At 36.9% G+C, this 20,714-nt stretch carries 25 protein-coding genes; 17 read left to right on the top strand and 8 right to left on the bottom strand.

Going from position 1 to position 20,714, the window contains the following annotated elements:
• Positions 1–27 precede the first annotated feature (27 nt).
• The 7 genes from DRF59_RS19395 to gldB form a co-directional block, all read right to left on the bottom strand.
• Positions 28–372 carry a nuclear transport factor 2 family protein gene (locus tag DRF59_RS19395; RefSeq protein ID WP_115964048.1) on the bottom strand — a complete coding sequence of 115 codons (345 nt, stop codon included), beginning with the start codon at positions 370–372 and terminating at the stop codon, positions 28–30.
• Positions 373–479: 107 nt separating this feature from the next.
• Positions 480–1,028: an L-threonylcarbamoyladenylate synthase gene (locus DRF59_RS19390; RefSeq protein WP_115964046.1), complete on the bottom strand. Its 549-nt coding sequence runs from the start codon at positions 1,026–1,028 to the stop codon at positions 480–482.
• Between the two features lie 192 nt (positions 1,029–1,220).
• On the bottom strand, positions 1,221–1,733 hold the full coding sequence (locus DRF59_RS19385) for a DinB family protein (protein ID WP_115964044.1): 513 nt from the start codon (positions 1,731–1,733) through the stop codon (positions 1,221–1,223).
• Positions 1,734–1,845: 112 nt separating this feature from the next.
• On the bottom strand, positions 1,846–2,292 hold the full coding sequence (locus DRF59_RS19380; RefSeq protein WP_115964042.1) for a GNAT family N-acetyltransferase: 447 nt from the start codon (positions 2,290–2,292) through the stop codon (positions 1,846–1,848).
• A 62-nt stretch (positions 2,293–2,354) separates the two neighbouring features.
• Entirely contained in the window at positions 2,355–3,494 is a 1,140-nt protein-coding gene (locus DRF59_RS19375; RefSeq protein WP_115964040.1) for a cystathionine gamma-synthase, read from the bottom strand.
• 96 nt (positions 3,495–3,590) lie between these two features.
• Positions 3,591–3,914: a gliding motility protein GldC gene (gene gldC / locus DRF59_RS19370; RefSeq protein WP_115964038.1), complete on the bottom strand. Its 324-nt coding sequence runs from the start codon at positions 3,912–3,914 to the stop codon at positions 3,591–3,593.
• A gap of 27 nt (positions 3,915–3,941) precedes the next feature.
• Positions 3,942–4,925, bottom strand: coding sequence for a gliding motility lipoprotein GldB (gene gldB / locus DRF59_RS19365; protein WP_115964036.1), 984 nt, complete (start codon positions 4,923–4,925; stop codon positions 3,942–3,944).
• 51 nt (positions 4,926–4,976) lie between these two features.
• Here gldB and DRF59_RS19360 point away from each other — a divergent pair, with 51 nt between their 5' ends.
• From DRF59_RS19360 to DRF59_RS19330, 7 genes are all read left to right on the top strand, one after another.
• Positions 4,977–5,615, top strand: a complete 639-nt coding sequence (locus tag DRF59_RS19360; RefSeq protein ID WP_115964034.1) for a leucine-rich repeat domain-containing protein — start codon at positions 4,977–4,979, stop codon at positions 5,613–5,615.
• A gap of 9 nt (positions 5,616–5,624) precedes the next feature.
• Positions 5,625–6,155, top strand: a complete 531-nt coding sequence (locus DRF59_RS19355) for a GNAT family N-acetyltransferase (RefSeq protein WP_115964032.1) — start codon at positions 5,625–5,627, stop codon at positions 6,153–6,155.
• On the top strand, positions 6,152–6,682 hold the full coding sequence (locus DRF59_RS19350; RefSeq protein WP_115964030.1) for a GNAT family N-acetyltransferase: 531 nt from the start codon (positions 6,152–6,154) through the stop codon (positions 6,680–6,682). The genes DRF59_RS19355 and DRF59_RS19350 overlap by 4 nt, the downstream gene beginning before the upstream one ends.
• Before the next feature lie 11 nt (positions 6,683–6,693).
• Positions 6,694–7,485, top strand: a complete 792-nt coding sequence (gene nadE / locus DRF59_RS19345; RefSeq protein WP_115964028.1) for an NAD(+) synthase — start codon at positions 6,694–6,696, stop codon at positions 7,483–7,485.
• 79 nt (positions 7,486–7,564) lie between these two features.
• A complete protein-coding gene (locus DRF59_RS19340) occupies positions 7,565–8,062 on the top strand; it encodes a ribonuclease domain-containing protein (protein ID WP_241505641.1) in 498 nt (165 codons plus the stop codon).
• A gap of 159 nt (positions 8,063–8,221) precedes the next feature.
• A complete protein-coding gene (locus DRF59_RS19335; RefSeq protein WP_157967477.1) occupies positions 8,222–8,770 on the top strand; it encodes a matrixin family metalloprotease in 549 nt (182 codons plus the stop codon).
• Positions 8,767–9,069: a barstar family protein gene (locus tag DRF59_RS19330; protein WP_115964022.1), complete on the top strand. Its 303-nt coding sequence runs from the start codon at positions 8,767–8,769 to the stop codon at positions 9,067–9,069. Before DRF59_RS19335 ends, DRF59_RS19330 begins: the two co-directional genes overlap by 4 nt.
• Positions 9,070–9,148: 79 nt before the next feature.
• On the opposite strand, the gene DRF59_RS19325 is transcribed toward DRF59_RS19330, so the two are convergent.
• Positions 9,149–9,631 carry a cytidine deaminase gene (locus tag DRF59_RS19325; RefSeq protein WP_115964020.1) on the bottom strand — a complete coding sequence of 161 codons (483 nt, stop codon included), beginning with the start codon at positions 9,629–9,631 and terminating at the stop codon, positions 9,149–9,151.
• A gap of 101 nt (positions 9,632–9,732) precedes the next feature.
• On the opposite strand from DRF59_RS19325, the gene namA reads away from it, so the two are divergent.
• The 10 genes from namA (at position 9,733) to DRF59_RS19280 (ending at position 20,711) form a co-directional block, all read left to right on the top strand.
• A complete protein-coding gene (gene namA, locus DRF59_RS19320; RefSeq protein WP_115964018.1) occupies positions 9,733–10,785 on the top strand; it encodes an NADPH dehydrogenase NamA in 1,053 nt (350 codons plus the stop codon).
• 21 nt (positions 10,786–10,806) lie between these two features.
• Positions 10,807–11,097, top strand: a complete 291-nt coding sequence (locus tag DRF59_RS19315) for a DUF2752 domain-containing protein (protein WP_115964016.1) — start codon at positions 10,807–10,809, stop codon at positions 11,095–11,097.
• 174 nt (positions 11,098–11,271) lie between these two features.
• Positions 11,272–11,676 carry a type VI secretion system tube protein TssD gene (tssD, locus tag DRF59_RS19310; protein ID WP_115964014.1) on the top strand — a complete coding sequence of 135 codons (405 nt, stop codon included), beginning with the start codon at positions 11,272–11,274 and terminating at the stop codon, positions 11,674–11,676.
• A gap of 143 nt (positions 11,677–11,819) precedes the next feature.
• Positions 11,820–13,748 (top strand): type VI secretion system Vgr family protein, encoded by a 1,929-nt coding sequence (locus tag DRF59_RS19305; protein ID WP_115964012.1) that lies wholly within the window; start codon positions 11,820–11,822, stop codon positions 13,746–13,748.
• A 1-nt stretch (position 13,749) separates the two neighbouring features.
• Positions 13,750–13,920 (top strand): hypothetical protein, encoded by a 171-nt coding sequence (locus DRF59_RS21030; RefSeq protein ID WP_157967476.1) that lies wholly within the window; start codon positions 13,750–13,752, stop codon positions 13,918–13,920.
• A 64-nt stretch (positions 13,921–13,984) separates the two neighbouring features.
• Positions 13,985–14,959 (top strand): DUF2931 family protein, encoded by a 975-nt coding sequence (locus tag DRF59_RS19300; protein ID WP_241505640.1) that lies wholly within the window; start codon positions 13,985–13,987, stop codon positions 14,957–14,959.
• A gap of 32 nt (positions 14,960–14,991) precedes the next feature.
• Positions 14,992–16,398, top strand: coding sequence for a phospholipase effector Tle1 domain-containing protein (locus DRF59_RS19295; protein ID WP_115964008.1), 1,407 nt, complete (start codon positions 14,992–14,994; stop codon positions 16,396–16,398).
• A 42-nt stretch (positions 16,399–16,440) separates the two neighbouring features.
• A complete protein-coding gene (locus DRF59_RS19290) occupies positions 16,441–17,481 on the top strand; it encodes a hypothetical protein (protein ID WP_115964006.1) in 1,041 nt (346 codons plus the stop codon).
• Positions 17,482–17,552: 71 nt separating this feature from the next.
• Positions 17,553–18,044 carry a DUF4280 domain-containing protein gene (locus tag DRF59_RS19285; RefSeq protein WP_115964004.1) on the top strand — a complete coding sequence of 164 codons (492 nt, stop codon included), beginning with the start codon at positions 17,553–17,555 and terminating at the stop codon, positions 18,042–18,044.
• A gap of 12 nt (positions 18,045–18,056) precedes the next feature.
• Complete coding sequence (locus tag DRF59_RS19280; protein ID WP_115964002.1) at positions 18,057–20,711, top strand: OmpA family protein; 2,655 nt, start codon at positions 18,057–18,059, stop codon at positions 20,709–20,711.
• Positions 20,712–20,714: the final 3 nt, after the last annotated feature.

Genomic DNA, 20,714 nt, shown 5'->3' with positions numbered 1-20,714 from the left:
ATAGCGTCAAGTTCTACAATGTTTCCATTAATCATAATGGGCATACATTTTATTAATTTTTCCTTCTTCATTAAAAAACATCACTTCCACAGCATGTTTATCCATAATGGATCTGTAAAATAATGCAACAGAGTCAATTCCTGCGGTAGAGTGTATCAATTCGAAATGAAGATCAGGAAACTTTTCCAAAGCCCTTCCCCAGTAATTACGAACAGCTTCTTTTCCTTTTAGCGAACTTTCTACACCACCGGTAGCCTGAGCAATCATAGGAGTTGTAATTTCAATATCGTCAGAATAATGAGTAAGAATATCTTCCAAATCATGAGAATTCCAGGCATTGATCCACTCTTGTGCAAAATCTTTATGGTTCATATTATATTTTTATGGATAAGGTTTTTGCAAAGATAGAACTAAAAAAAGAAATCCTGCCGATATGAACAGACAAGACTCTAAAATATAAACCGATCACTACTGTAATTTTATTCTCTGAGAACTTTTATCCTGTTATCATTCCATATTTTGATTACTGAAGAACCTGTATATTTGGAAACTTTATCCCGGTCTTCTTCTACGGCGTAATCTACAAGGCTGACAATCTCATCCGAAATATCTGAAAATTTCAAAGGGCTTTTCTCTCCGCTGAAATTGGCAGAAGTAGATACCAGAGGTTTGTTAAGTTTTGTAATTAATTTTTTACAAAAGTCATTCTTTACCAGTCTTATTCCAATACTTCCATCTTCAGCAAGCAATTCTCTGGGCAAGCCTCTCGGATTTTCGTAAACAATGGTTACCGGCTTTTCACTCAGGTCAATAATTTCCCATGCCATTTCAGGAACATCAACCAGATCCTGAAGTCTTTTTTCAGATTCGACCAAAATGATCATGGACTTATTTTTTTCACGTTTCTTAATGTCAAAAATCTTATTGACAGCATCTATATTAGTAGCATCACACCCAATCCCCCAGATAGTATCAGTAGGATAAAGGATGGTTCCGCCGGATTTTAATATTTCGATAATATGTTCCATAATTGTATTGAATTCAAAACAGTTTATAAAGGTAGAAAATATTGAAAATTCCCGCAAAAAATTACGGTAAATGATTTCCTTGTTTAGTAAAGTCCTGTAAAAAGTTAAGAAAAAAAACGGGCGAGCCCGTTTATATTAATTATTCTATAGATGATCTTATTTAAATATATGTTTCGAAAAACTATTCATTTATTACATCCATCCCAGTTTAGGTAAATATCTTTCTTCTATAATGGTAAGATGATGATAATTGTGTCCTACGATCAGTTTACCTATTGTTTCTGCTGAAATTTCATTACTGTTTGCCATACCTTGCGTCTGTAAAGCAGCGGGACTGGCTGTTTCCAGGAAAATACGGGATGACTTCCTTACAAGTTTATATTCATCCAGCAAAGACTCCAGTGATCTTTCATTGGCGAAAGACTTTTCAGCATATTCATTTTCATCAAATCCCGGAAGGTTGTTTTTATCACCCCTCGAAATAGCGAGCATTCTGTATTGAAAAACCCTTTCAGTGTCTGATAGGTGTAACAAAAGCTCCTTCAGGGTCCATTTTCCTTCAGCATAAGCAAAAGTAGATTGCTCTTCAGTGAGATTGGAATAAATTCCAACAGTTTTTTCTTCAGATCTTTTTAATTCAGCGAGTAAATCTCCGGTTGGGATCTGATCTAAATATCTTTGAATATATTTTTGAAAATCGGTCATGTTATTTTTTAATTATAAGTTGAGATATAGGATTTATTAGTAAATTCCTGAATATAGAGCCATGTTGCGCAATATTCAGGAGAAACAATCATACATTATACAGGTTCAATAATTAGGAATTGCTCCACTCATAGAAATTGGCAGAATCATAAAGCTCGAAACCGCAGGATGGATATAGCTGATTGCCGATATCGTTGCCTTTACCGGTTTCCAGTAAAATTCCACAGGCGTTTGAAGATCTGCATAACTCTTTAGATCTTTCGATCAGTTCTCTGGAATATCCTTTTCCTCTGTGGGTTATATTGACATACAGGTCATTCAGGAGCCAGTAACGCTGCATTCTTGTGGACGAAAATATAGGGTACAGCTGTACAAAACCTGTCAGCTCACCGTTTTCTTCTGTCACAAAAATTTCGGATTCTTTATTTTCAATTCTTTCCCGCAGGAAATTCTCTGCAGAAGGAATATCTGATTCTTTATGATAAAAGATCCTGTATTGATCAAATAAAGATGCCAGTTGGGGCAGGTCAGCAATACCTGCTTTTCTTATGTTTTTCATAGATATCCGGTGTTGGTAACAAAAAGAGAAGGATTAACACCCTTCTCTTTTAAATATATTTGTTAGGAAAAAGCTTTCTCAAGATCAGCAATAAGATCTTCTGCATCTTCAATTCCTACACTTAGACGAACAAGGTCATCAGTAATTCCCAGTTCGGCACGTTTTTCTGCAGGAATAGAAGCATGTGTCATTAAAGCCGGGTGGTTGGCTAAAGACTCCACACCTCCCAATGATTCTGCCAAAGTAAATACTTTTACTTTCTCAAGGAATTTGATGGCATCTTCTTTTTTTCCGGATTTAAAAGTAAATGAAACCATTCCTCCGGATTCTTTCATTTGCGATTTAGCCAGTTCATATTGTGGATGAGATTCCAGGCCCGGATATATTACTTTATCAACAGCTGGGTGAGTCTCAAGATATTTTGCTACTGCAAGGCCATTATCAGAATGTCTCTGCATTCTCAATGCTAGAGTTTTGATTCCTCTCAATACAAGATAAGAATCGTGAGGTCCTAAAATACCTCCACTCGCAAACTGAATAAAGTGAAGTTTTTCTCCCAGCTCAGCATCTTTTGCAATGAGAGCTCCGGCAATAACATCAGAGTGTCCTCCTAAGTATTTGGTTGCAGAGTGCATTACAATATCAGCACCTAAATCAATCGGTCTCTGGATATAAGGCGTAGCAAAAGTATTATCCACTGCCACTAAAATATCTTTCCCCTTTGCAACTTCTACTACTGCTTTGATATCTACCAGTTTCATCAATGGATTGGTTGGAGTTTCTACCCAGATCAGTTTTGTTTTATCAGTAATAACATCAGCAATTTTAGAAGCATCATCAAAATTTACGAAAGTAAATTTCAACTGATATTTTTCAAAAAGCCTGGTAAACATTCTGTATGTACCGCCATAAAGATCATCTACAGCAATTACTTCATCGCCGGGATTTAATAATTTTAAAACACAGTCGATGGCTGCAAGACCAGAACCAAAAGCCAACCCTCTTGCTCCGTTTTCTATACTTGCCAAAGAGTCTTCCAATGCCTGTCTTGTAGGATTGGCCGCTCTTGAATATTCATATCCGGAATGTACTCCCGGACTTTTCTGTGCAAATGTAGAGGTTAAAAATACAGGTACATTTACAGAACCTGTTGCAGACTCATGATGCTGCCCTCCGTGAATTACTTTTGTATTAAAATTCATAATATTTTATAATTTATCAATAAGACAATCTAACAATGTACCAATGTTTAATTCTTGAGTATACTGATATATTGTTGCATTGAGTAGGTTTAACTATTACTTTATAGCAGATTTTACGGCAAATTCCTCTGCAACTTCTTCCATCCACTGAGCTACATCTTCTTCTCCTGTTGCCCTCTGGTAAGTATTTCCCAAAGAAATCAAAATCTGGTGGATAAACATCTTCATCTGATCTACAGGCATTTCTTTAGTCCAAAGGTCAATTCTTAGGGCTTCCATGGTTTTATCATCCCAGACAGAAATCATTGTTGCCTTGGTTTCTTCCTTTTCAATTCCTCCGTCTTGTGCATTCCAGGTGATGTTTTCCGGGATATGGTTTTCGTCCAGCTCTACATCTATCGTAATCTGAGTCTTTCTCATTTTTCTATTTTTCTAAATTCTAATTTTCTATTTAAGTTTTGGCTTATAACCGGATTCATTAAAAATTGTTGTTGCATCCATTTTCAGAAAGTCCGTCAGTTTGGTTTCCGGTTTTTCTTTAAGATAAGCCTTACAGATCTGCCAGCCGGTAAAAATTCCGATCTGAGGAGAAGATTCATTGTCAATCTCCGTATAAAACTTTGAAAATGGCCCGGGAGCAATAAAACGTTCCCCTAATCTCGGATCATCTCCAAAGATCAGGTTACTTTCCACGAAATAATTCCAGATATTCGCTTCATTGGATAAGGCCCACTCGTATTGTTTTTGGGTATAATTTATTTTCAGGTAATCAGGAAAATCAGGTAAGAAAGCATCCTGGAGAATCATTACTTTTCCGTTTAGTATCATCTGATCAATAAATTTCTGATGATCCGGTGACTCTGTTACAATATTTTCTGCAAAAACCTGTGACACCTTAGGAACAATATTCTGTGGATTCATTGATTTCTGAAAATAAAGTTCCAGCCCTTTATAGTTTGCGTTACCATCTCCCATAAATCCGGTAACATCAATAAAAAGCAGGTTTTTTTCTGAATTGTACAGAATAGGATCCTGAACCATTTGTAATGCTGATGAAAACAAATACACTTTAGGGCTCTTGAATTGCGGGAAATAATGTCTGATATGTGAAAACAAATCCTGCAGCTCTTTTTGAAGTTTTACGATGTCAATTTTTCCAATGGCTTCTTGATAGATCTTTATTTCCTCTGCATCAGTTCTTCTTTTCCCGAAATCCGTATCAGAAACCGTTCCCTGAAACCATGGAAATTTAGCTTTAAACTGCTCTAAGGGAATCTTCGGATCATAAAATTCCTTTGAAATATCTGTCATTTCAATTTTTTCAGCAGTATCTTTTACCTCAATTTTCCATTGGTTTTCCGGATCTTTTTTACAGGAATCCAATGTTAAAACTAAAACAGAAGAAAGCACAATAAATCTAAAAATCTTCATTATTTTTACATGAAATTAAGTTTACAAAAATAAGGATTAAAAAGACAATTAATGATGAAAATAAAATTATTTGCCACACTTTATCTTATTACAGTAATTTCTTTTTTCTATGGGCAGAAGCTTGAATTTAAAGATAAAAATTTTGAAAAAGCAGTACTTGAAAATTTCGATCTGAATAAGGATGGAATGTTGGAACAACAGGAAGCAGAAGCTGTTACCAACTTATTTCTGACACAGAAAGGAATTACATCAGCTGATGATTCAGGCTTGTTCCGTAATGTGAAAATGATTGTTTTGGATGATAATGCAATTCCCAGTATAACGATCAATAATCTGGAGAAGCTGGAATTGTTCTCCTGCACCGGATGTAAAACCTCATCAGTAAAAACTGAAAATCTTAAAAATCTGGCTTCACTATATCTGGATAATAATCTTTTGGAAACAATTTCATTGAAAGGAACTCCTGGTATTGACCAGTTAACATTATCTTTAAATCAGCTAAAAATAATTGATCTTACTCAGCTTAAAAAGCTGAGAAGACTGAATGTAGAACATAATAAGATTCAAAAACTTGACATTTCAAGAAATCCTGTTTTACAAACTGTAAATGTTGCCGGAAATAATATGAAAGAATCAGATATAAATAAAGGAATAAAAACTGATGTTACTATATTTGGAACCGAAGAATAAACAGATACTATGAGACTGGAAAGTGAAAGGCTGATTTTAAGGAAGCTTGAGGAAGCAGATGTTGACCGGATGTTTCTGATGGACTCTGATCCGGAGGTAATGAAGTATCTCGGGACTCCGGTTAAGAATATTGAAGAATCAAGGGAGATCATCAGGATGATTCAAAAGCAATACAAAGAAAATGGTGTTGGAAGATTGGCTGTGATTGAGAAGAAAAGCGGATTGTTTATTGGTTGGAGTGGGCTAAAGCTACTAACCATACCTGTCAACGGGTATGTGAATACCCTGGATCTGGGTTATCGTTATATCCCTGAATTCTGGGGAAAAGGCTATGCAATGGAAGCCGCTAAATTGTCACTGGATTATGGTTTTAATGAACTGAATACAGATGCGGTCTATGCCTATGCTGATTCTGGAAATACAGGTTCCAATCACATTCTGAGAAAACTGGGATTTGAAAAAAACGGAGAGTTTATGGAGTCCGGAGTGTTGTGTTTCTGGTATGAACTTAAACGTGAAAAATATTCAGGGATTTTATGAAAATAAGACAGGAAAAAGAAGAAGATTATAAACAGGTATTCTTTCTGATAAAGGATGCTTTTAAAAATATTGAGCACAGCGATCATCAGGAGCATTTTCTGGTGGAAAAACTAAGAAGATCAGATGCCTTTATTCCTGAATTATCATTAGTGGCAGAAAATGAAAACGGAGAAATTGCAGGCCATATTCTGTTTACCAGGATTACGATAGAGAACGGTCCGGAATCTTATGTATCCCTTGCTTTAGCCCCTGTTTCTGTTAAACCTGAGTTTCAGAACAGAGGAGTGGGTGCAAAGCTTATTCAGGAAGGACACACAATTGCTGAAAATCTTGGATATTCATCGGTTATCCTTATCGGTCATGAAAAATATTATCCTAGGTTTGGTTACGAAAAAACCAGTAATTTTGGAATTTCTTTTCCGTTTGAGATTCCGGAGGAAAACGGAATGGCTATAGAACTGGTAAAAGACGGATTAAAAAATATAAAAGGAGTGGTGAAATATCCACAGGAATTTGGAACAGATTAAAAATATAAACGATGCAGACACAAAAAGTAATAGATCACATTGTAAACTGGTTAAAGGATTATGCTACAAATGCCAAAGTAAACGGATATGTAATCGGGGTTTCAGGAGGAGTAGATTCAGGAGTGGTTTCTACACTGGCAGCAATGACGGGCATGAAAACGTTGCTGATCGGGATGCCGATCCGCCAGAAAGCCGATCAGGTAGATTGTGCACAGGATCATATGAATGACCTTAAATCCAGATTCCCCAATGTAGAAACAATATCGGTAAATCTTACGCCGGCTTTTGAAGAGATCTATAAAACCTTCCATGTAAACGGTGAGGTGTATCCAAATGAGAATTTGACCTTTGCCAATACAAGAGCACGTCTTAGAATGCTTACTCTTTATTATTATGGCCAGCTGAACGGACTTTTAGTATGTGGAACCGGAAATAAAGTTGAAGATTTCGGAATCGGGTTCTATACAAAATATGGAGATGGTGGAGTAGATGTTTCCCCGATTGCAGATCTTTATAAAACAGAAGTTTACACCCTGGCCAAAGGATTAAACCTGATCAGGAGTATTCAGGAAGCTATTCCTACCGATGGGCTTTGGGATGTAGACCGGACCGATGAACAACAGATCGGAGCCACATATCCGGAACTGGAAAAAATCCAGAAAGAATACGGAACCAAAACAGCAGAAGACTACGAAGGAAGGGATAAGGAAGTATTCCTGATCTTCGACAGAATGCATAAAGCAGCAAAGCATAAAATGGATCCTATCCCGATTTGTGATATTCCTGAAGAATGGAAGGCATAAGATGCCATGCAACAGTTTGCAAATGTTTGTGTTTTCTTACTGTTATATGGGTACATTGTTACATTAATGCAAATTTATTATGAACAGTAAAATAAGAGCCGTACTTTTCATGTGCCTGGGACTTCTCTTTGGAATGTCTGTAATGTATATCTACAAGAATTTTATTGAGGATAAGAAAGAACAGGTACATTCGAAATCAGAAACCATTAGTTATGGTAGTGCTTCTGCAGGAACTTCAGAGGTACAAATTTCTATAGACGAACTGACAGAAGAGAAGAAAGTAATTGCGTATGTGAAGCAAAATCATAAATTACCGGATTATTATATCACAAAAGGTGAAGCAAGAAGGCAGGGATGGAATCCGTCAAAAGGGAATCTCTGTGAAGTGCTTCCGGGAAAGGCTATTGGAGGAGATAAATTCGGCAACAGGGAAAGAAAGCTTCCGGACGGAGAAAAATATTTTGAAGCAGATGTAAACTATCACTGTGGCACCAGAAATGCAGACCGGATTATTTATACTCCAGATGGAGAGGTTTACCTGACAAAGAACCATTATAAGAGTTTCGAAAAACAATAGGTTGAATACAGACAGCTGTTATTTTGTTCCATGAATCTTCCCAATGAATGTACAGCATTTGCATCAAAATAATTATAAATCTTAATTTTGAAAAATAATATTTTTTTTTGCCTTACTGCAGTTTTAATTTTAATACTTGCATGTTCGGAGAAAAAGCAAGTGATACAGAAAGAGGAAAAACCTGCTGTAACAATACTTATTCAGCCTTTTAAGGATGTTACACCTGAAAGTCTGGAAACAGTAGCTGAAGGCATAAGAAATGTATACCCGAATGTGAAGGTGCTGGAACCTATTGATTTTCCGGAGAATACTTATTATCAGGAAAGAAACCGATACAGAGCTGATTCAATTATTAAATTTCTCAGTAAAAGGACAAAAAGCGGTTTTGTAACTATTGGTTTAACTTCAAAAGATATAAGTGCTTCAAGAGGGAAAATTAAAGATTTCGGAATAATGGGACTTGGATACAGGCCGGGAAAAGCCTGTGTGGCGTCAAAATTCAGGCTGAGCAAAAAAAATCAGGATGAGCAGTTTTTTAAGATAGCCATTCATGAACTTGGTCATACACAAGGGTTGCCACATTGCCCTGAAAAAAAATGTTTTATGAGGGATGCGGAAGGCAAAAACCCAACAGATGAAGAAACTGATTTTTGCAGAAAGTGCAAGTTTTTTTTAAAGAATAAAAATTGGAAATTTAATTTGATATGAAAACAATATATATAGACTTCACGGATATAGGTGATTATGAAGATTTTTATACCCAGCTAAAAGAGAAAATTCAGCTTCCGGAACATTTCGGGGATAATCTTGATGCCCTTTATGATACGATTACCGGAACTCTTGAGATGCCGCTCCACATGGAATTCGTCAATATGACAGTAGACCAGCTTGAGATTTTTGAAGATCTTTTAACAACCCTGGAAGATGCAGAGGAAGAAGTGGAAGACTTTAGTTTCAGCTACTATCTCGAACAATATGAAGACGACGAAGAAGAGTCGGAAGAATAAAATTAAAATTAAAAATGTTGTTTCTGATCAGAAACAACATTTTTAATTTTATTGCTCTCAAATAAGTCTTTTTTATTTTCTACAAAAAAGTTGAATCAAAATAAAAAGGAAGCAAATCTTTTACCGCATGTACCTTTACCACTTCTTCATTCATGCTTGAAAAGTAAAGATCAATGTTTTCGTTTTGCTTGGTTTCATACTCTATCAAACTCTGCCGGCAGGCCCCGCATGGAGGTATCGGAGGATTGCTCTCATGAAATTCCTTTGGTCCGCCTACCACAAAAATTTTCTTTATTTTCACATCCGGGAAATTTGCCGCTACCCAGAAAAGAGTGGTTCGTTCGGCACAAAGTCCCGATGGATAGGCTGCATTTTCCTGATTGTTTCCGGAATAGATCTCACCATTTTCTAGTAAGACGGAACATCCTACCAGAAACTGGGAATAGGGTGCATAAGCATTTTCGCGTGCCTCTTTGGCCCTGGCAAACAATTGGTTTTCTATATCGTTCAGTTCACTACTGTTTTTAAAATATTCGTAACTGATCTGTATGTCTTTTTTCATATATTGTATGACTAAAAAAGGGGGGTAAAATTAGTTCTTTTTAATGAAGTGGGCAATATTTATTCTTCATAGAAACATAACCGGAAATTATTTAAGATAAAATGCTGTATACACCAATAAAATTCAGAAATGTAGAGTTGAAAAACCGATGGGTGATGTCCCCGATGTGCATGTATTCCTGTAATGACGGAATGGCAAACGATTTTCATTTTGTTCATTATGGAAGCAGGGCACAGGGAGGAACAGGACTTATCATTGTTGAAGCTACAGGAGTTGAACCGAAAGGAAGAATCACCAATCATTGCATGGGAATATGGAATGATGATCAGGCAGAAAAGCTGGGGAAAATTGTTGATTTTATTCACAGCAATTCAGAGAGTAAAATAGGGATACAGCTGGCCCATGCAGGAAGAAAAGGATCGACCTGGAATAATAAACAAATCTCCATCGAGGAAGGCTGGGAAACTGTAGCTCCGAGCTCAATACCTTATCATCCGTCTGAAAGAATTCCACATGCATTAAGTGTGGCAGAGATAAAAGAAATTGTACAAAACTTTAAAAATGCTGCCGCGAGAGCTGTAAAAGCAGGTTTTGATATTATTGAAATTCATGGAGCACACGGATATCTTATTCATCAGTTTTTGTCTCCTCTTTCCAATATTAGAACAGATGAATATGGTGGAGACTTTGAAAACAGGATCAGGTTTCTCCTTGAAATTGTAGATGCTGTAAACGAAGAATTGAATGAAAACACGGCACTTTTTGTAAGAATATCCGGTACGGAATATGCTGAAAACGGATGGGATATTGAAAATAGTGTGGCATTGGCGAAAATTTTAAAAGAACATTCCGTGGATCTTGTGGATGTATCAAGCGGAGGAAATATTCACGGCGCTAAAATTTCTGTTTTTGACGGTTATCAGGTCCCATTTTCTTCTCAGGTAAAAAATGAGGGTGATATCAGAACGGGTGCTGTAGGTTTGATCACCAAAGTGGAACAGGCTGAAGAAATTCTTCAGAAAGGAGATGCAGACCTTATTTTCATCGCAAGAGAAATTCTGAGAAACCCATATATGGCTGTACAGGGCTCATTTGAGATGAAAGAGGATTGTTTTTTTCCACATCAGTATACCAGAGCTAAGATCTCGTCATAATCAAAAACTATAGCTGTACAGATGGATATAGAAGATTTTATGCTGACCTGTCCCAGTAAAAAATTTCTGGGGGTGGAATGTCTCGGATGCGGAGCACAGAGAGCGGTTATGCTGGTCTTCGAAGGGCGGTTTACCGAAGCATTTGAAATGTATCCTGCAGTGTATACTTTATTGTTGTTTTTTTGTTTACTTGGCATAAGCTTTATTGACAGGAAAAGAAAATATACAACAGTATTGCTGTTTATGGCATTGATTAATCTGATGATTATGATTACCTCTTATGTGTACAGGCACAGCACGTTATTTTCCTGATCGATTCGAAGAGTATATCCGTGCTATTCTTGGTAATAGCTGTTAAAAAAGTCGTAGAACTACTACAATTTATGAATCTGTTGACTAAAAACTTTTTAGATTAGAACATGAAGTCTATCTTTGTTATATAAATCCTATATACGGGATAATTATTAAGGAATAAAATTTAAGAATATGGCAGGAAATTCAAGAGGAATCTTAAAATTCAATGGAGGTGAAGGTCAAAAGTTGTTAAAGCTTAATTACAGTGTGTCAAGATCTACAGATGTTTCAGGACGTGTAGCATCTGATCCGTCAAATGCTTTGATTAAGGTAACCATTGAGGCAACAGAGAAATCTGATGTTCTGGAAAGTTTACTGAACAGTAAATATAAACCTACAAGTGGAGAAATTAATTTCAATAAATCTCATGAAGAAGGGACATTGATTACCCTGAAATGGGAAAATGGATATGTCATTCAGCATGAGGTAGATTTTGATGCTTTAGACAGTAATAATATGCTGATCAGTTTTGTTGTAAGTGCTGAAAGTATTACTTACGGAAATTCATCCTATGAGGGACTTTGGCCTTTAAGCTAAGTCTTCAGTATTGAGATATAAAAAGACTGTCCTTGTAAGACGGTCTTTTTTTACCTGGTGTAAAAACATTTTGAGGGAATTAAAACAAACAAAAATTCCTGTTTTCTTTAATAATTTTAAAACTATAACAAATCACTACAAATATGAACACATCTGAAAAATCAAATGCAACGTCTTTTCGTCCGACGCAGAATGCAGATGGTGTATCTGAGAATCATCATACCGGTATCAACCGTTTGGTAAAGCTTTCTCTGGTCATAGAAGGAAAAATTATCAAATACTATAAACATTTCAAACTAAAGCAGAGCACCAGTCATCATCACGAATTTACCCTCATCCTGGCACATGACACCTTGGGAGGCAGGCAAACCCATGCCCTGGAGGATGCCAATAAGTTCCTGGGAAAACGTCTGACTGCTGTTATTTCCTATAAAGATATAGACAATAGCCCTGAAAGAACTTTTGTAGGAGTTATTACAGGAGTTGGTTTCAGCCAGGAAAAGATGAGCCTGGGGAATATTGTACTTAGCGGCTACAGTCCGACAATTCTTCTTGACGGGGCTCCTCACATTCAGAGCTTTGGAGGTGGGCAGGCTGTTAATATGGGAATTATAGCTGAAGAAGTGATCAAGCAGGGTATTGATAAGAGTCGTTTTGATATCAGGGTAGATGCCAATAATTTTTCACAGATTATTTACAGCAGCCAATATGATGAAACCCATTACAATTATCTTGCAAGAATGGCGGAAGCATATGGGGAACAATTTTATTATGATGGGGAAGTCCTGCACTTCGGCAAGCTACCCCCACAAAACAAGCCTATTGTTTTAACCTATGGAAGCAGTGCAAATGATATCAGGGTTGAACTGAAAGCTGTTCATACCAGACCACAATTCTACGGATATAATAGTAACAGACATGAAAAACTGACTTCGGGATCTACCCCGATCAAACATGTAAGTGATCTGGCAAGAACGGCATACAGTCATAATGAAAATATTTATAAAACCCCTGCGTTACAAATTGCTCCGATAAAAGCATCTACACATCTGGATGTTGAGTATTCACAGAAAAGTGCTTCAGGCAGTGAAGCCGTAAATGTATTTTCAGTTTCGGGAAATACAACGGTTCCTTTTCTGCACCCGGGTTGTGTAGTAGATATGCAGATGCGTAAACCTGACTCCAATGAAACCTCATATTTTACAAAAATTATGATTACGGAGGCTGAACACGAAATTGATACCATAGGACATTATAAAGGAAGTTTTGCAGCGATAGCGGCAGACACAGGCTTTCTTCCAAAGCCGGAATTTACCATTCCAAAAGCGGAACCACAAACGGCTACCGTAATTTCCAACACCGATCCTGAAGGGCAGGGCAGAGTACAGGTACGGTTTGACTGGCAGACCAGCGATACCACTCACTTTATCCGTATGATGAGCCCTGATGCCGGAGGAACAGATCAGATTACCCAAAACAGGGGATATGTTGCGATTCCCGAAGTAGGAGATCAGGTGATGGTTAACTTTGTTCATAGCCATCCGGACAGGCCTTTCGTCATGGGAGGGATGTTTCATGGAGGAGTTGCTTTGGGAGGAGGAGTCAATAATCATTTAAAATCCATTCAAACCAGAAGCGGTATCCGAATATTGATGAATGATGAAGAAGGAAGTGTAACGATCCTTGATCCGAGTGGGAATAGCTACTTTATGGATGGAAAAGGAAATATCAGCATGAAAGCACCTAAAAATTTTACGTTAAATGCTGGAGAAAATATTAATATTACTGCGGGTAAAGAAATTTCAGTAAGTGCAGGAGCAAGTATTACAAGTTCCGCCAATGAAGATATTATTTCAACGGCAGGAAAAGATATGAGATTTACTGCTGCAGGTGATATCCGGGAGTCATCAGATACCAGAACAGAAATGGTGGAAAAAGAATTTAAAAGACAATCTGAAACCTCTAATGAAATTGCAGGCGAAATTTCCATGTTCAGCGAACTTGAAAATATGACCATGCAGAGCGGGAAAATTGTAGAGTTCAACAGTGCGGAAAAATCAAAACTTTTCTGATATGGCAATTATAAAAACAGCAACTAATATAGTGATAACCGTTAAAGACTCTTATCACCTTAATGTAGGTAAGAAGGTTGAAAAAATTGCCAAGAAGATTAATGTCGAGGCACAAAAGGAAAACCTTATTTTAATCAGTAATAAGAAAATAATGTCTCATGGGAATAAGTAAATTAAAAGTTCTGATACTTTTGATTTTATGCAGTTTCTCATTAATGAATTGTCAGAAGAAAAAAATGGAAGAAAAATACAACTGGCTGGGAACTATTTCTGCACCACAAGAATACCCGATGGAAATTTATCAGGGAGCTATTGTGGGCAATGATTTTACCTACAGTTTTGACAGCATATGGGGGACCCAGAATACAGGTTGGGGAAATGAAGGAGGGACGATGAGTGTTGATACTGAAACCATGGACCTGCCTCATCAACTGGAATTTACCTGGTACTCATTAGTAGAAAAGAAATTCTTCACCGGGAAATGGGATCTTGATCAGAAAAAGATTAAGAACCTTTTTGATGAGGGCTTTGTTGATCAGGATACCCGGAAAAGAACAACATATAATTCATTTGTGGTAGGGCTGGCTCCAAAAGGAAGAGTAGTTTTATGGATAAAAGGAGCAGGTAATCAGAAAGAAGTGGGTGTTTTCCAGGCTCATGATACCATCATTACCAAAGAAAAAGCATACGAAAATGCACAATATATGTTTAATGATGGATTTGCAGACAGAATGCTGAATGATCCGGAATATAAAACCTTTAAGCCGGAAATCCGGGAAAAGATAAAAGAAGAAGGATATCCTGAGCCCGATATATATGATATTTACAGGGAAAAATTCAATTGGAAACCTGTTGTTATTCTTCCGGAAGGATCTGTATGGATTGACTTTGGATTTAACAATTACAATGGAGAACAGGAAAATCTTTTTGCAAAAACTCTGGATGATAATACTTATAAAAACAGGGCCGTTCCAAAGTTCTGTGGGTTCTACTGGAGGGACAAAAATAAAAACAGATATGCTGTATGGGTAGATTCTTTTGATGAAAAAGAGATTTTTGAATTATTTCAAAAGCTGGGGAAGGACGAAGAAATTGATTTTACAATTAAAGTCAATGAAGATAATACCAGGGTATTTTTGTCTTTAGTAACTGAAAAAGAAGAACTTTCCATTACAAAAGCAAAAATCAGATTATCCCGGAAGATAGAGTGATGTATTTCTGTCATTCATAAAAAACAAGAACTATGCACAACAACCAATTTGGAAATTATACCCCTTCTATATCCAAAGAAGAAGTACTGGATATTACCATTGGGATTTTTTTTGACGGGACTTTAAATAATAAGACCAATACCGACGAAAGAAAGAAGAATACGGACGCACATAAAAAGCATGGTGGTAAAGCTAAAGATAATACCAGCTATAACAATGATTGGAGTAATGTTGCACGTATGTGGGACAATTACGATAAAAACTATGGTATTTATATAGAAGGAATCGGTACCGAAGATAAGCAGGGAGATGCTACTCTGGGATACGCTTTCGGAACAGGAGAAACGGGAATCCGATCAAAAGTAAGAAAAGGCTGTGAGGAGATCGTAAAAAAAGCCAAAAACATTAAAAGTTCAAAAAAGGCAGATAAAATTGCCGTACTTACATTTGATGTGTTTGGTTTCAGCAGGGGAGCTGCAGCTGCCAGGAATTTTGTTCATGAAATAGGAAAAGCAAAATATAAAGCAAATGCACACACCGTTTCTAATGAAGGGATGACAGTTACCTCGTATTCAGATGATGATGGAAAGAGTGTGGCTTCAGAAGATCTTCCTAAATGGGGACATCTGGGACTGAAATTACAGGAAGCCGGTCTGACGGTTGATGTTATAAAAGTAAGATTTTTGGGAATCTACGATACGGTATCTTCCTATTCCAAATATCCTCTGCCGCATTTCAGTAATGACGTGGAAGAACTGAGCCTGAATGATATTGGAAAAGCGCAGACTGTAGTACATTTTATTGCAGAAAATGAGCACAGGGAAAACTTTGATCTCACTCAGGTACATATCGGAACCGAAAAAACATTTCCAGGAGTTCACTGTGACGTTGGAGGAGCCTATGAAAACGGACAAGAAGTATGGGAAGAAGTTGAAACATCCTGGACAACCAGCAGTAAATTAGAAGCATTAAAGTCACAGCTTGAGGCAGAAGGCTGGTATACAGAGGGACAGCTTACCATTACTCCCGGATTTTATCTATCCTTAAGAGGTGTCCGTGATCTGGTAAAGACCTTCAGTTATATTCCTTTACATTTTATGGCGGAATATGGTATTCAGAAAAATCTGCCCATCACCGATAAGAAAATGATTAATGAAACATATTCTATTACATCAGATGCTTTGCTGGTAAGGGTAAAAGACCGCCTGAGACCTTATGTAATGGGAGATGGTAGGCCGTATACTTTTAAAAGGTTTAAAGATCTGCGAGATGCTTACGGAGGAAATGAAATTCCTGAAAATCAATATGCTGCCTATCAGAAAGAAGTGGAGGAACAGGATGACCTGAGAGTTCTGAGAAACAAATATCTTCACTGGTCTGCCAGGAGAGAAGGTATAGGAATGGATCCAAGGTCGGACAGAAAAAGGGTTATTCACTAAATAGACGGAGTAAAGAGTCTGAATTTTGAAGCAGGATAATTTATGCAGAAATATAATATACATACCGTTCAGAAAGATGAAACCTTAAGAAGCATAGCTTCATTGTATGGTTTTGAAAAAGATGTAATAAAGCTCTTCCACAACAATCACTGTGATGTTAAGGATATGATCCTGATTGAACTGAACGGGCAGAAACAGCTTTTTCTACCTAGAACTGCTGTTGAAGATAAAGGCAGGCTCGTGAAATTCGGAAGGGGAAACAGCCTGGTCTTTCAGCCGGAAAATAAGATCAGAAGATACGGTGTAGTGATTACCATTGAAAAAGGAGAGGCTAAAAATGAGCTTAAATTTGAAACATCGGTGCGATGGCTGAAAACTGAAAAAGGGCGGCATTTTTTTGAGATAGACAGGACATCAAATCTTTATCTGAATGAAGAAGAGGTTAATGAAATAGCAGATCTGCTGGCTTACAGGACATCCAAAGTCTTATATCCTTTACAGGTCAGTACAGATGATAAGGGAAAATTTGAGGCTGTTGAAAACCCTGAGGTATTTATACAAAGATGGGCAGGAATTAAAGAAGAACTTTATAAAGAATTTGAAGGCGAAATAGTAGAGGAGTACTGTAAAAAGATTGAAAGAGTTATCGGAGAACCTGAAAGTATAGACCTCTATCTGAGAAATGATTATTTTATAAGAACTTTATTTTTCGGGATTTACCAAAGCTTTGGCAGGAATTATTCTATTGAAGAAACAAAAAGTTTCCCTGTTATTCATAATCACATAGAGCCTCAATATCGGATAAGGCTGGAGATTGATCCGCTGAAAGACGAATATGATTTAATTAATATAGAAGGAGAAGGAAAGCTGAGTGACGAAAGAACGGTACATGATTTTATCAATAATTTACCTTTCTCACTGATTGTTAAAGATCAGCCGGATATGAATGAAGAAGGAGAGATGAGAATTCAGTCTTATCTGAATGGGAAAAACGGGTTGTTGGAATATATGTATTTGGAATGCAGTATGATGCTGAATGAAATAAAGAAAATATCAGTTGCCATAGCTATTCTTCCGGAGTGAAAACATCATAATATGAAAAAAAAGTCAGATCATAAATTTAAACTTGTAATCTCAAATAAAGATTTTCAGCCATGTCAGAAAAACATATCGTAGTGCAGGGAGCGATGTGCAAATGCCAGTTCGGACAGGCACCGGACAAGCTTAAGGTACTCACCCATCAGAAAGAATATGCAAATGATAAAAGTGCTTCTAAAAAACTGATCGTAACTACGAAAGAAATAGGAGGAGCTACTTTTGAAAAAAATACATTTGGAAACTGTACGAAAAATGGGGGGCCACCCCCGCCCTGTAAGATTATGGTTACTGAGTGGCAAAACTTTTATGATAAAGTACAGCTCAGCAATGGTGGATTTATTATTCTTGAAGATAGTAAAGCAGTATGTGCTGTTGCCGGTGCACCGTGTATTGAGATTATTGATCATGGGCAAAGAACTGAAGCCAGCCAGCAAAACTTTAAAAATGCAGATAAAGATGTGCAGCAACAAATAAATCCATTGGTGGATTCTGAAGAAATATATAATAACCAATCTTCCGGTGGTGGAGGGGAGGATAAGGGAATCTAAACAATAAAAGCAATGGCAAAAGGCGTTAAAAAAATTAAAGTTACCAGTGGTTTTACTTATCCGAAAATGTCTGTTTTGGGACAGAGAATTACGATAAAACCGGGTGAATGGGTGCAATTTGAAGTGGATGAATGGTTGCCGGGTACTACTGCAGAAGAGAAAAAGAAGGAGCTTATCTGGATGAGGCAAAGCGGAGATCGAAAAATTATTATCTATCAGGTTCCATCAGTAATAGGATATCGGTTTAGAATATCGAAGCAATTGTGTGGCAGTTACTTCTATTATATAGAAGCAAGTATGTCCGGTAAAAGGGACTTTAAAAATAATACAGGTATATATGTAAAAGGATGGTGTGAACCTAAAATAGTCAGCAGCAAATGGTCTACACAAAAAGGTAGTAAAAGCATTAAAAACAGCAATAAAGTTAATTATATTTCCTACGGACATATTGTACACCTGAACCTGATGACTGAAGGACTGAATGGGAATACTCTTATTATAGAACTTTGGAATCAGCAGAGGGCAAAAAATGATAAACTGGTGTTTGTTTACACTGATGTTCAGGTAATCGATGGTGAAGTAAATCTGAGAATAGAAAATACATATGCCTGGATGGCTTTTGTAGACAATATTCAGAATGTAGAGGAATTTTATATTAAAGTAAAAGATACCGCTTCTAAACAATATATTAAAGATAAACTCGGTGATGACCTTCATGCGATCTATCTGAATGTAAAAAATAAAGTAGCTACTTCCAATACCAATGGAGTGTATAATCAGACTCCTACCAAAGTATACAAACCTGATGTAAGTAATGCCCGCTATGAACCATGTAAATTTGAAGTGATTAACATCACTGAAAACGAAGTAAAAGACGGTAAGGCAAATAATACAACAGTTACCGTATTTGAAAATGGAAAAGGTCTGAAACATAAAAATGCCCCTCAGGAAAATATTCATAGAACGATTTTTTATAAATTTGATTCCACAATCATAGATAAAGATGGTGAGGAGATATTGAATAATATCCTGAAATTCCTTTTAGAACATAAAGGTTCAACCATAAACTTAAGCGGATACGCGTGTGTTATTGGAAAAGAAAACTATAATAAAGGATTGTCACAAAGAAGAGCAGATATTGTTAAAAAATTTTTTGCAGACGGAGGGCTGGATCCTGCAAGAATCATCTCAGTAGGTAAAGGTGAGGTGGATCCTACTGATGACAAAAAGGGAAGAGATAATATCAGGTACAAAAATGAAAAAGACTATGAGAATAACAGAAGAGTAGATATTTCCTTCACATTTAATGCGCATGATGCCCATACAATTGTTTATGAGGCTTTAGCTCCCAGCTCGGATATCAACCTTACGGTTGCAACCTCCGGACTTATCAATAAAGGCTGTTTCAGGGGTAAAGATAAACATGAGAAGAAAGTTATTGTAAAATCTCCTGAATATACATCTCCTTACGAAATAAATCAGAGTTCATTAGCATTTCCGGTTCATTCTCAGCTTGCAGCAGCTAATGTTGCTCCTTTGAATTATATATGGCCATCATTTAATCTGCTGTCCATGCAGAGCTCAGCTACAATATATAATGTTTTTATTAATTCCTGCAGATGGTTTTCCAATAAAAATAATGCCGTTGTTCAGGTAAAGGTTTTTCCGGACATCAAATGGACCGTTGAGTTTAAATGGAATCATGATCAGCCTTTTGCATACAGTTTTGGGAACAAATTACACCCTTATGATATTCAGGAAGGAAGGAAAAAGGTAATTGGTGCTGAATTTGATCGTGCAACATCCAAAAGTTTTGGAGAGATGGATCAGTCATTTGCCCTCTCACTTAAAGCAGAATGGAACAGGATTACACAAGGCAGGTCCTCGGCACCCCAAACTTTGGAGCTTGGACATAAATGGGATGGTAAAATCAGAAGAACACTGGCCCTTTTCAATAAGATGAAAAGTATGACTGAGAAGATTTCTAACTCTCCGTTATCTCAGGGAAGGGCAAGGTTTACAATAGAATCACCTAAAATTGCATTTTCAGCCCAATGGTATCTTGAAAGAGCGCCAAAAACTTCTTTGGATCTGACCCATATGGTGGTCATTGGAGTATCTGCAAAACCATTGGTTGAAGCTAAAATTGAGATCGATCTCTGGAAAATTTTTATAAAATTTGGAGGAGATGCAGTTTGTCCGGGTGCCGGAAGTATTATTTCATGGATATTGGATAAGCTCGGTAAAGAAGCCGGAATGCATTTTCTCATCAGCTTTAGTGGCGGAGCTTATGTAGATGGTAAAGTTACTATTAATACTTCTTATCCTAAAGAGACTACAGGAGAAGTTAAAACTACCGGAAAAATACAGGTGGTTGCAGAATTTAAAGCATGGGCAAAAGGAGGAGTAGGATATCTTGGATTTGAAGGAGAAGTAAAAGCGGATGCAAGTACATCTGTAACAGCAGGAATAAAGGTTGGAGCAGATAAAAATGGAATTTATACCGCTCCGGTAGCAGAATTTGCCGGTGTAAAAGCTACTTTTGTTGCTATCGGTACTGTGAAATTAGGCGTATTTAAAAGAACATTGACTTATGAAGGAGAATCAAGGTTAGTTATGCCTGATGAAATTAAGTTTGAGAAGAAATATATGAATTTTGACAATTAATAA

It is taken from the genome of Chryseobacterium flavum (genome assembly GCF_003385595.1).
Classification (GTDB): domain Bacteria; phylum Bacteroidota; class Bacteroidia; order Flavobacteriales; family Weeksellaceae; genus Chryseobacterium; species Chryseobacterium flavum.
Note: the sequence above shows the minus strand (reverse complement) of the source record. Positions and strands in the feature narration are given on the sequence as shown.

Coding starts and splice junctions, on each gene's coding strand:
- DRF59_RS19395 (WP_115964048.1), bottom strand. CDS start 372: ATGAACCATAAAGATTTTGCACAAGAGTGGATCAATGCCTGGAATTCT.
- DRF59_RS19390 (WP_115964046.1), bottom strand. CDS start 1,028: ATGGAACATATTATCGAAATATTAAAATCCGGCGGAACCATCCTTTAT.
- DRF59_RS19385 (WP_115964044.1), bottom strand. CDS start 1,733: ATGACCGATTTTCAAAAATATATTCAAAGATATTTAGATCAGATCCCA.
- DRF59_RS19380 (WP_115964042.1), bottom strand. CDS start 2,292: ATGAAAAACATAAGAAAAGCAGGTATTGCTGACCTGCCCCAACTGGCA.
- DRF59_RS19375 (WP_115964040.1), bottom strand. CDS start 3,494: ATGAATTTTAATACAAAAGTAATTCACGGAGGGCAGCATCATGAGTCT.
- gldC (WP_115964038.1), bottom strand. CDS start 3,914: ATGAGAAAGACTCAGATTACGATAGATGTAGAGCTGGACGAAAACCAT.
- gldB (WP_115964036.1), bottom strand. CDS start 4,925: ATGAAGATTTTTAGATTTATTGTGCTTTCTTCTGTTTTAGTTTTAACA.
- DRF59_RS19360 (WP_115964034.1), top strand. CDS start 4,977: ATGATGAAAATAAAATTATTTGCCACACTTTATCTTATTACAGTAATT.
- DRF59_RS19355 (WP_115964032.1), top strand. CDS start 5,625: ATGAGACTGGAAAGTGAAAGGCTGATTTTAAGGAAGCTTGAGGAAGCA.
- DRF59_RS19350 (WP_115964030.1), top strand. CDS start 6,152: ATGAAAATAAGACAGGAAAAAGAAGAAGATTATAAACAGGTATTCTTT.
- nadE (WP_115964028.1), top strand. CDS start 6,694: ATGCAGACACAAAAAGTAATAGATCACATTGTAAACTGGTTAAAGGAT.
- DRF59_RS19340 (WP_241505641.1), top strand. CDS start 7,565: ATGAACAGTAAAATAAGAGCCGTACTTTTCATGTGCCTGGGACTTCTC.
- DRF59_RS19330 (WP_115964022.1), top strand. CDS start 8,767: ATGAAAACAATATATATAGACTTCACGGATATAGGTGATTATGAAGAT.
- DRF59_RS19325 (WP_115964020.1), bottom strand. CDS start 9,631: ATGAAAAAAGACATACAGATCAGTTACGAATATTTTAAAAACAGTAGT.
- namA (WP_115964018.1), top strand. CDS start 9,733: ATGCTGTATACACCAATAAAATTCAGAAATGTAGAGTTGAAAAACCGA.
- DRF59_RS19315 (WP_115964016.1), top strand. CDS start 10,807: ATGGATATAGAAGATTTTATGCTGACCTGTCCCAGTAAAAAATTTCTG.
- tssD (WP_115964014.1), top strand. CDS start 11,272: ATGGCAGGAAATTCAAGAGGAATCTTAAAATTCAATGGAGGTGAAGGT.
- DRF59_RS19305 (WP_115964012.1), top strand. CDS start 11,820: ATGAACACATCTGAAAAATCAAATGCAACGTCTTTTCGTCCGACGCAG.
- DRF59_RS21030 (WP_157967476.1), top strand. CDS start 13,750: ATGGCAATTATAAAAACAGCAACTAATATAGTGATAACCGTTAAAGAC.
- DRF59_RS19300 (WP_241505640.1), top strand. CDS start 13,985: ATGGAAGAAAAATACAACTGGCTGGGAACTATTTCTGCACCACAAGAA.
- DRF59_RS19295 (WP_115964008.1), top strand. CDS start 14,992: ATGCACAACAACCAATTTGGAAATTATACCCCTTCTATATCCAAAGAA.
- DRF59_RS19290 (WP_115964006.1), top strand. CDS start 16,441: ATGCAGAAATATAATATACATACCGTTCAGAAAGATGAAACCTTAAGA.
- DRF59_RS19285 (WP_115964004.1), top strand. CDS start 17,553: ATGTCAGAAAAACATATCGTAGTGCAGGGAGCGATGTGCAAATGCCAG.
- DRF59_RS19280 (WP_115964002.1), top strand. CDS start 18,057: ATGGCAAAAGGCGTTAAAAAAATTAAAGTTACCAGTGGTTTTACTTAT.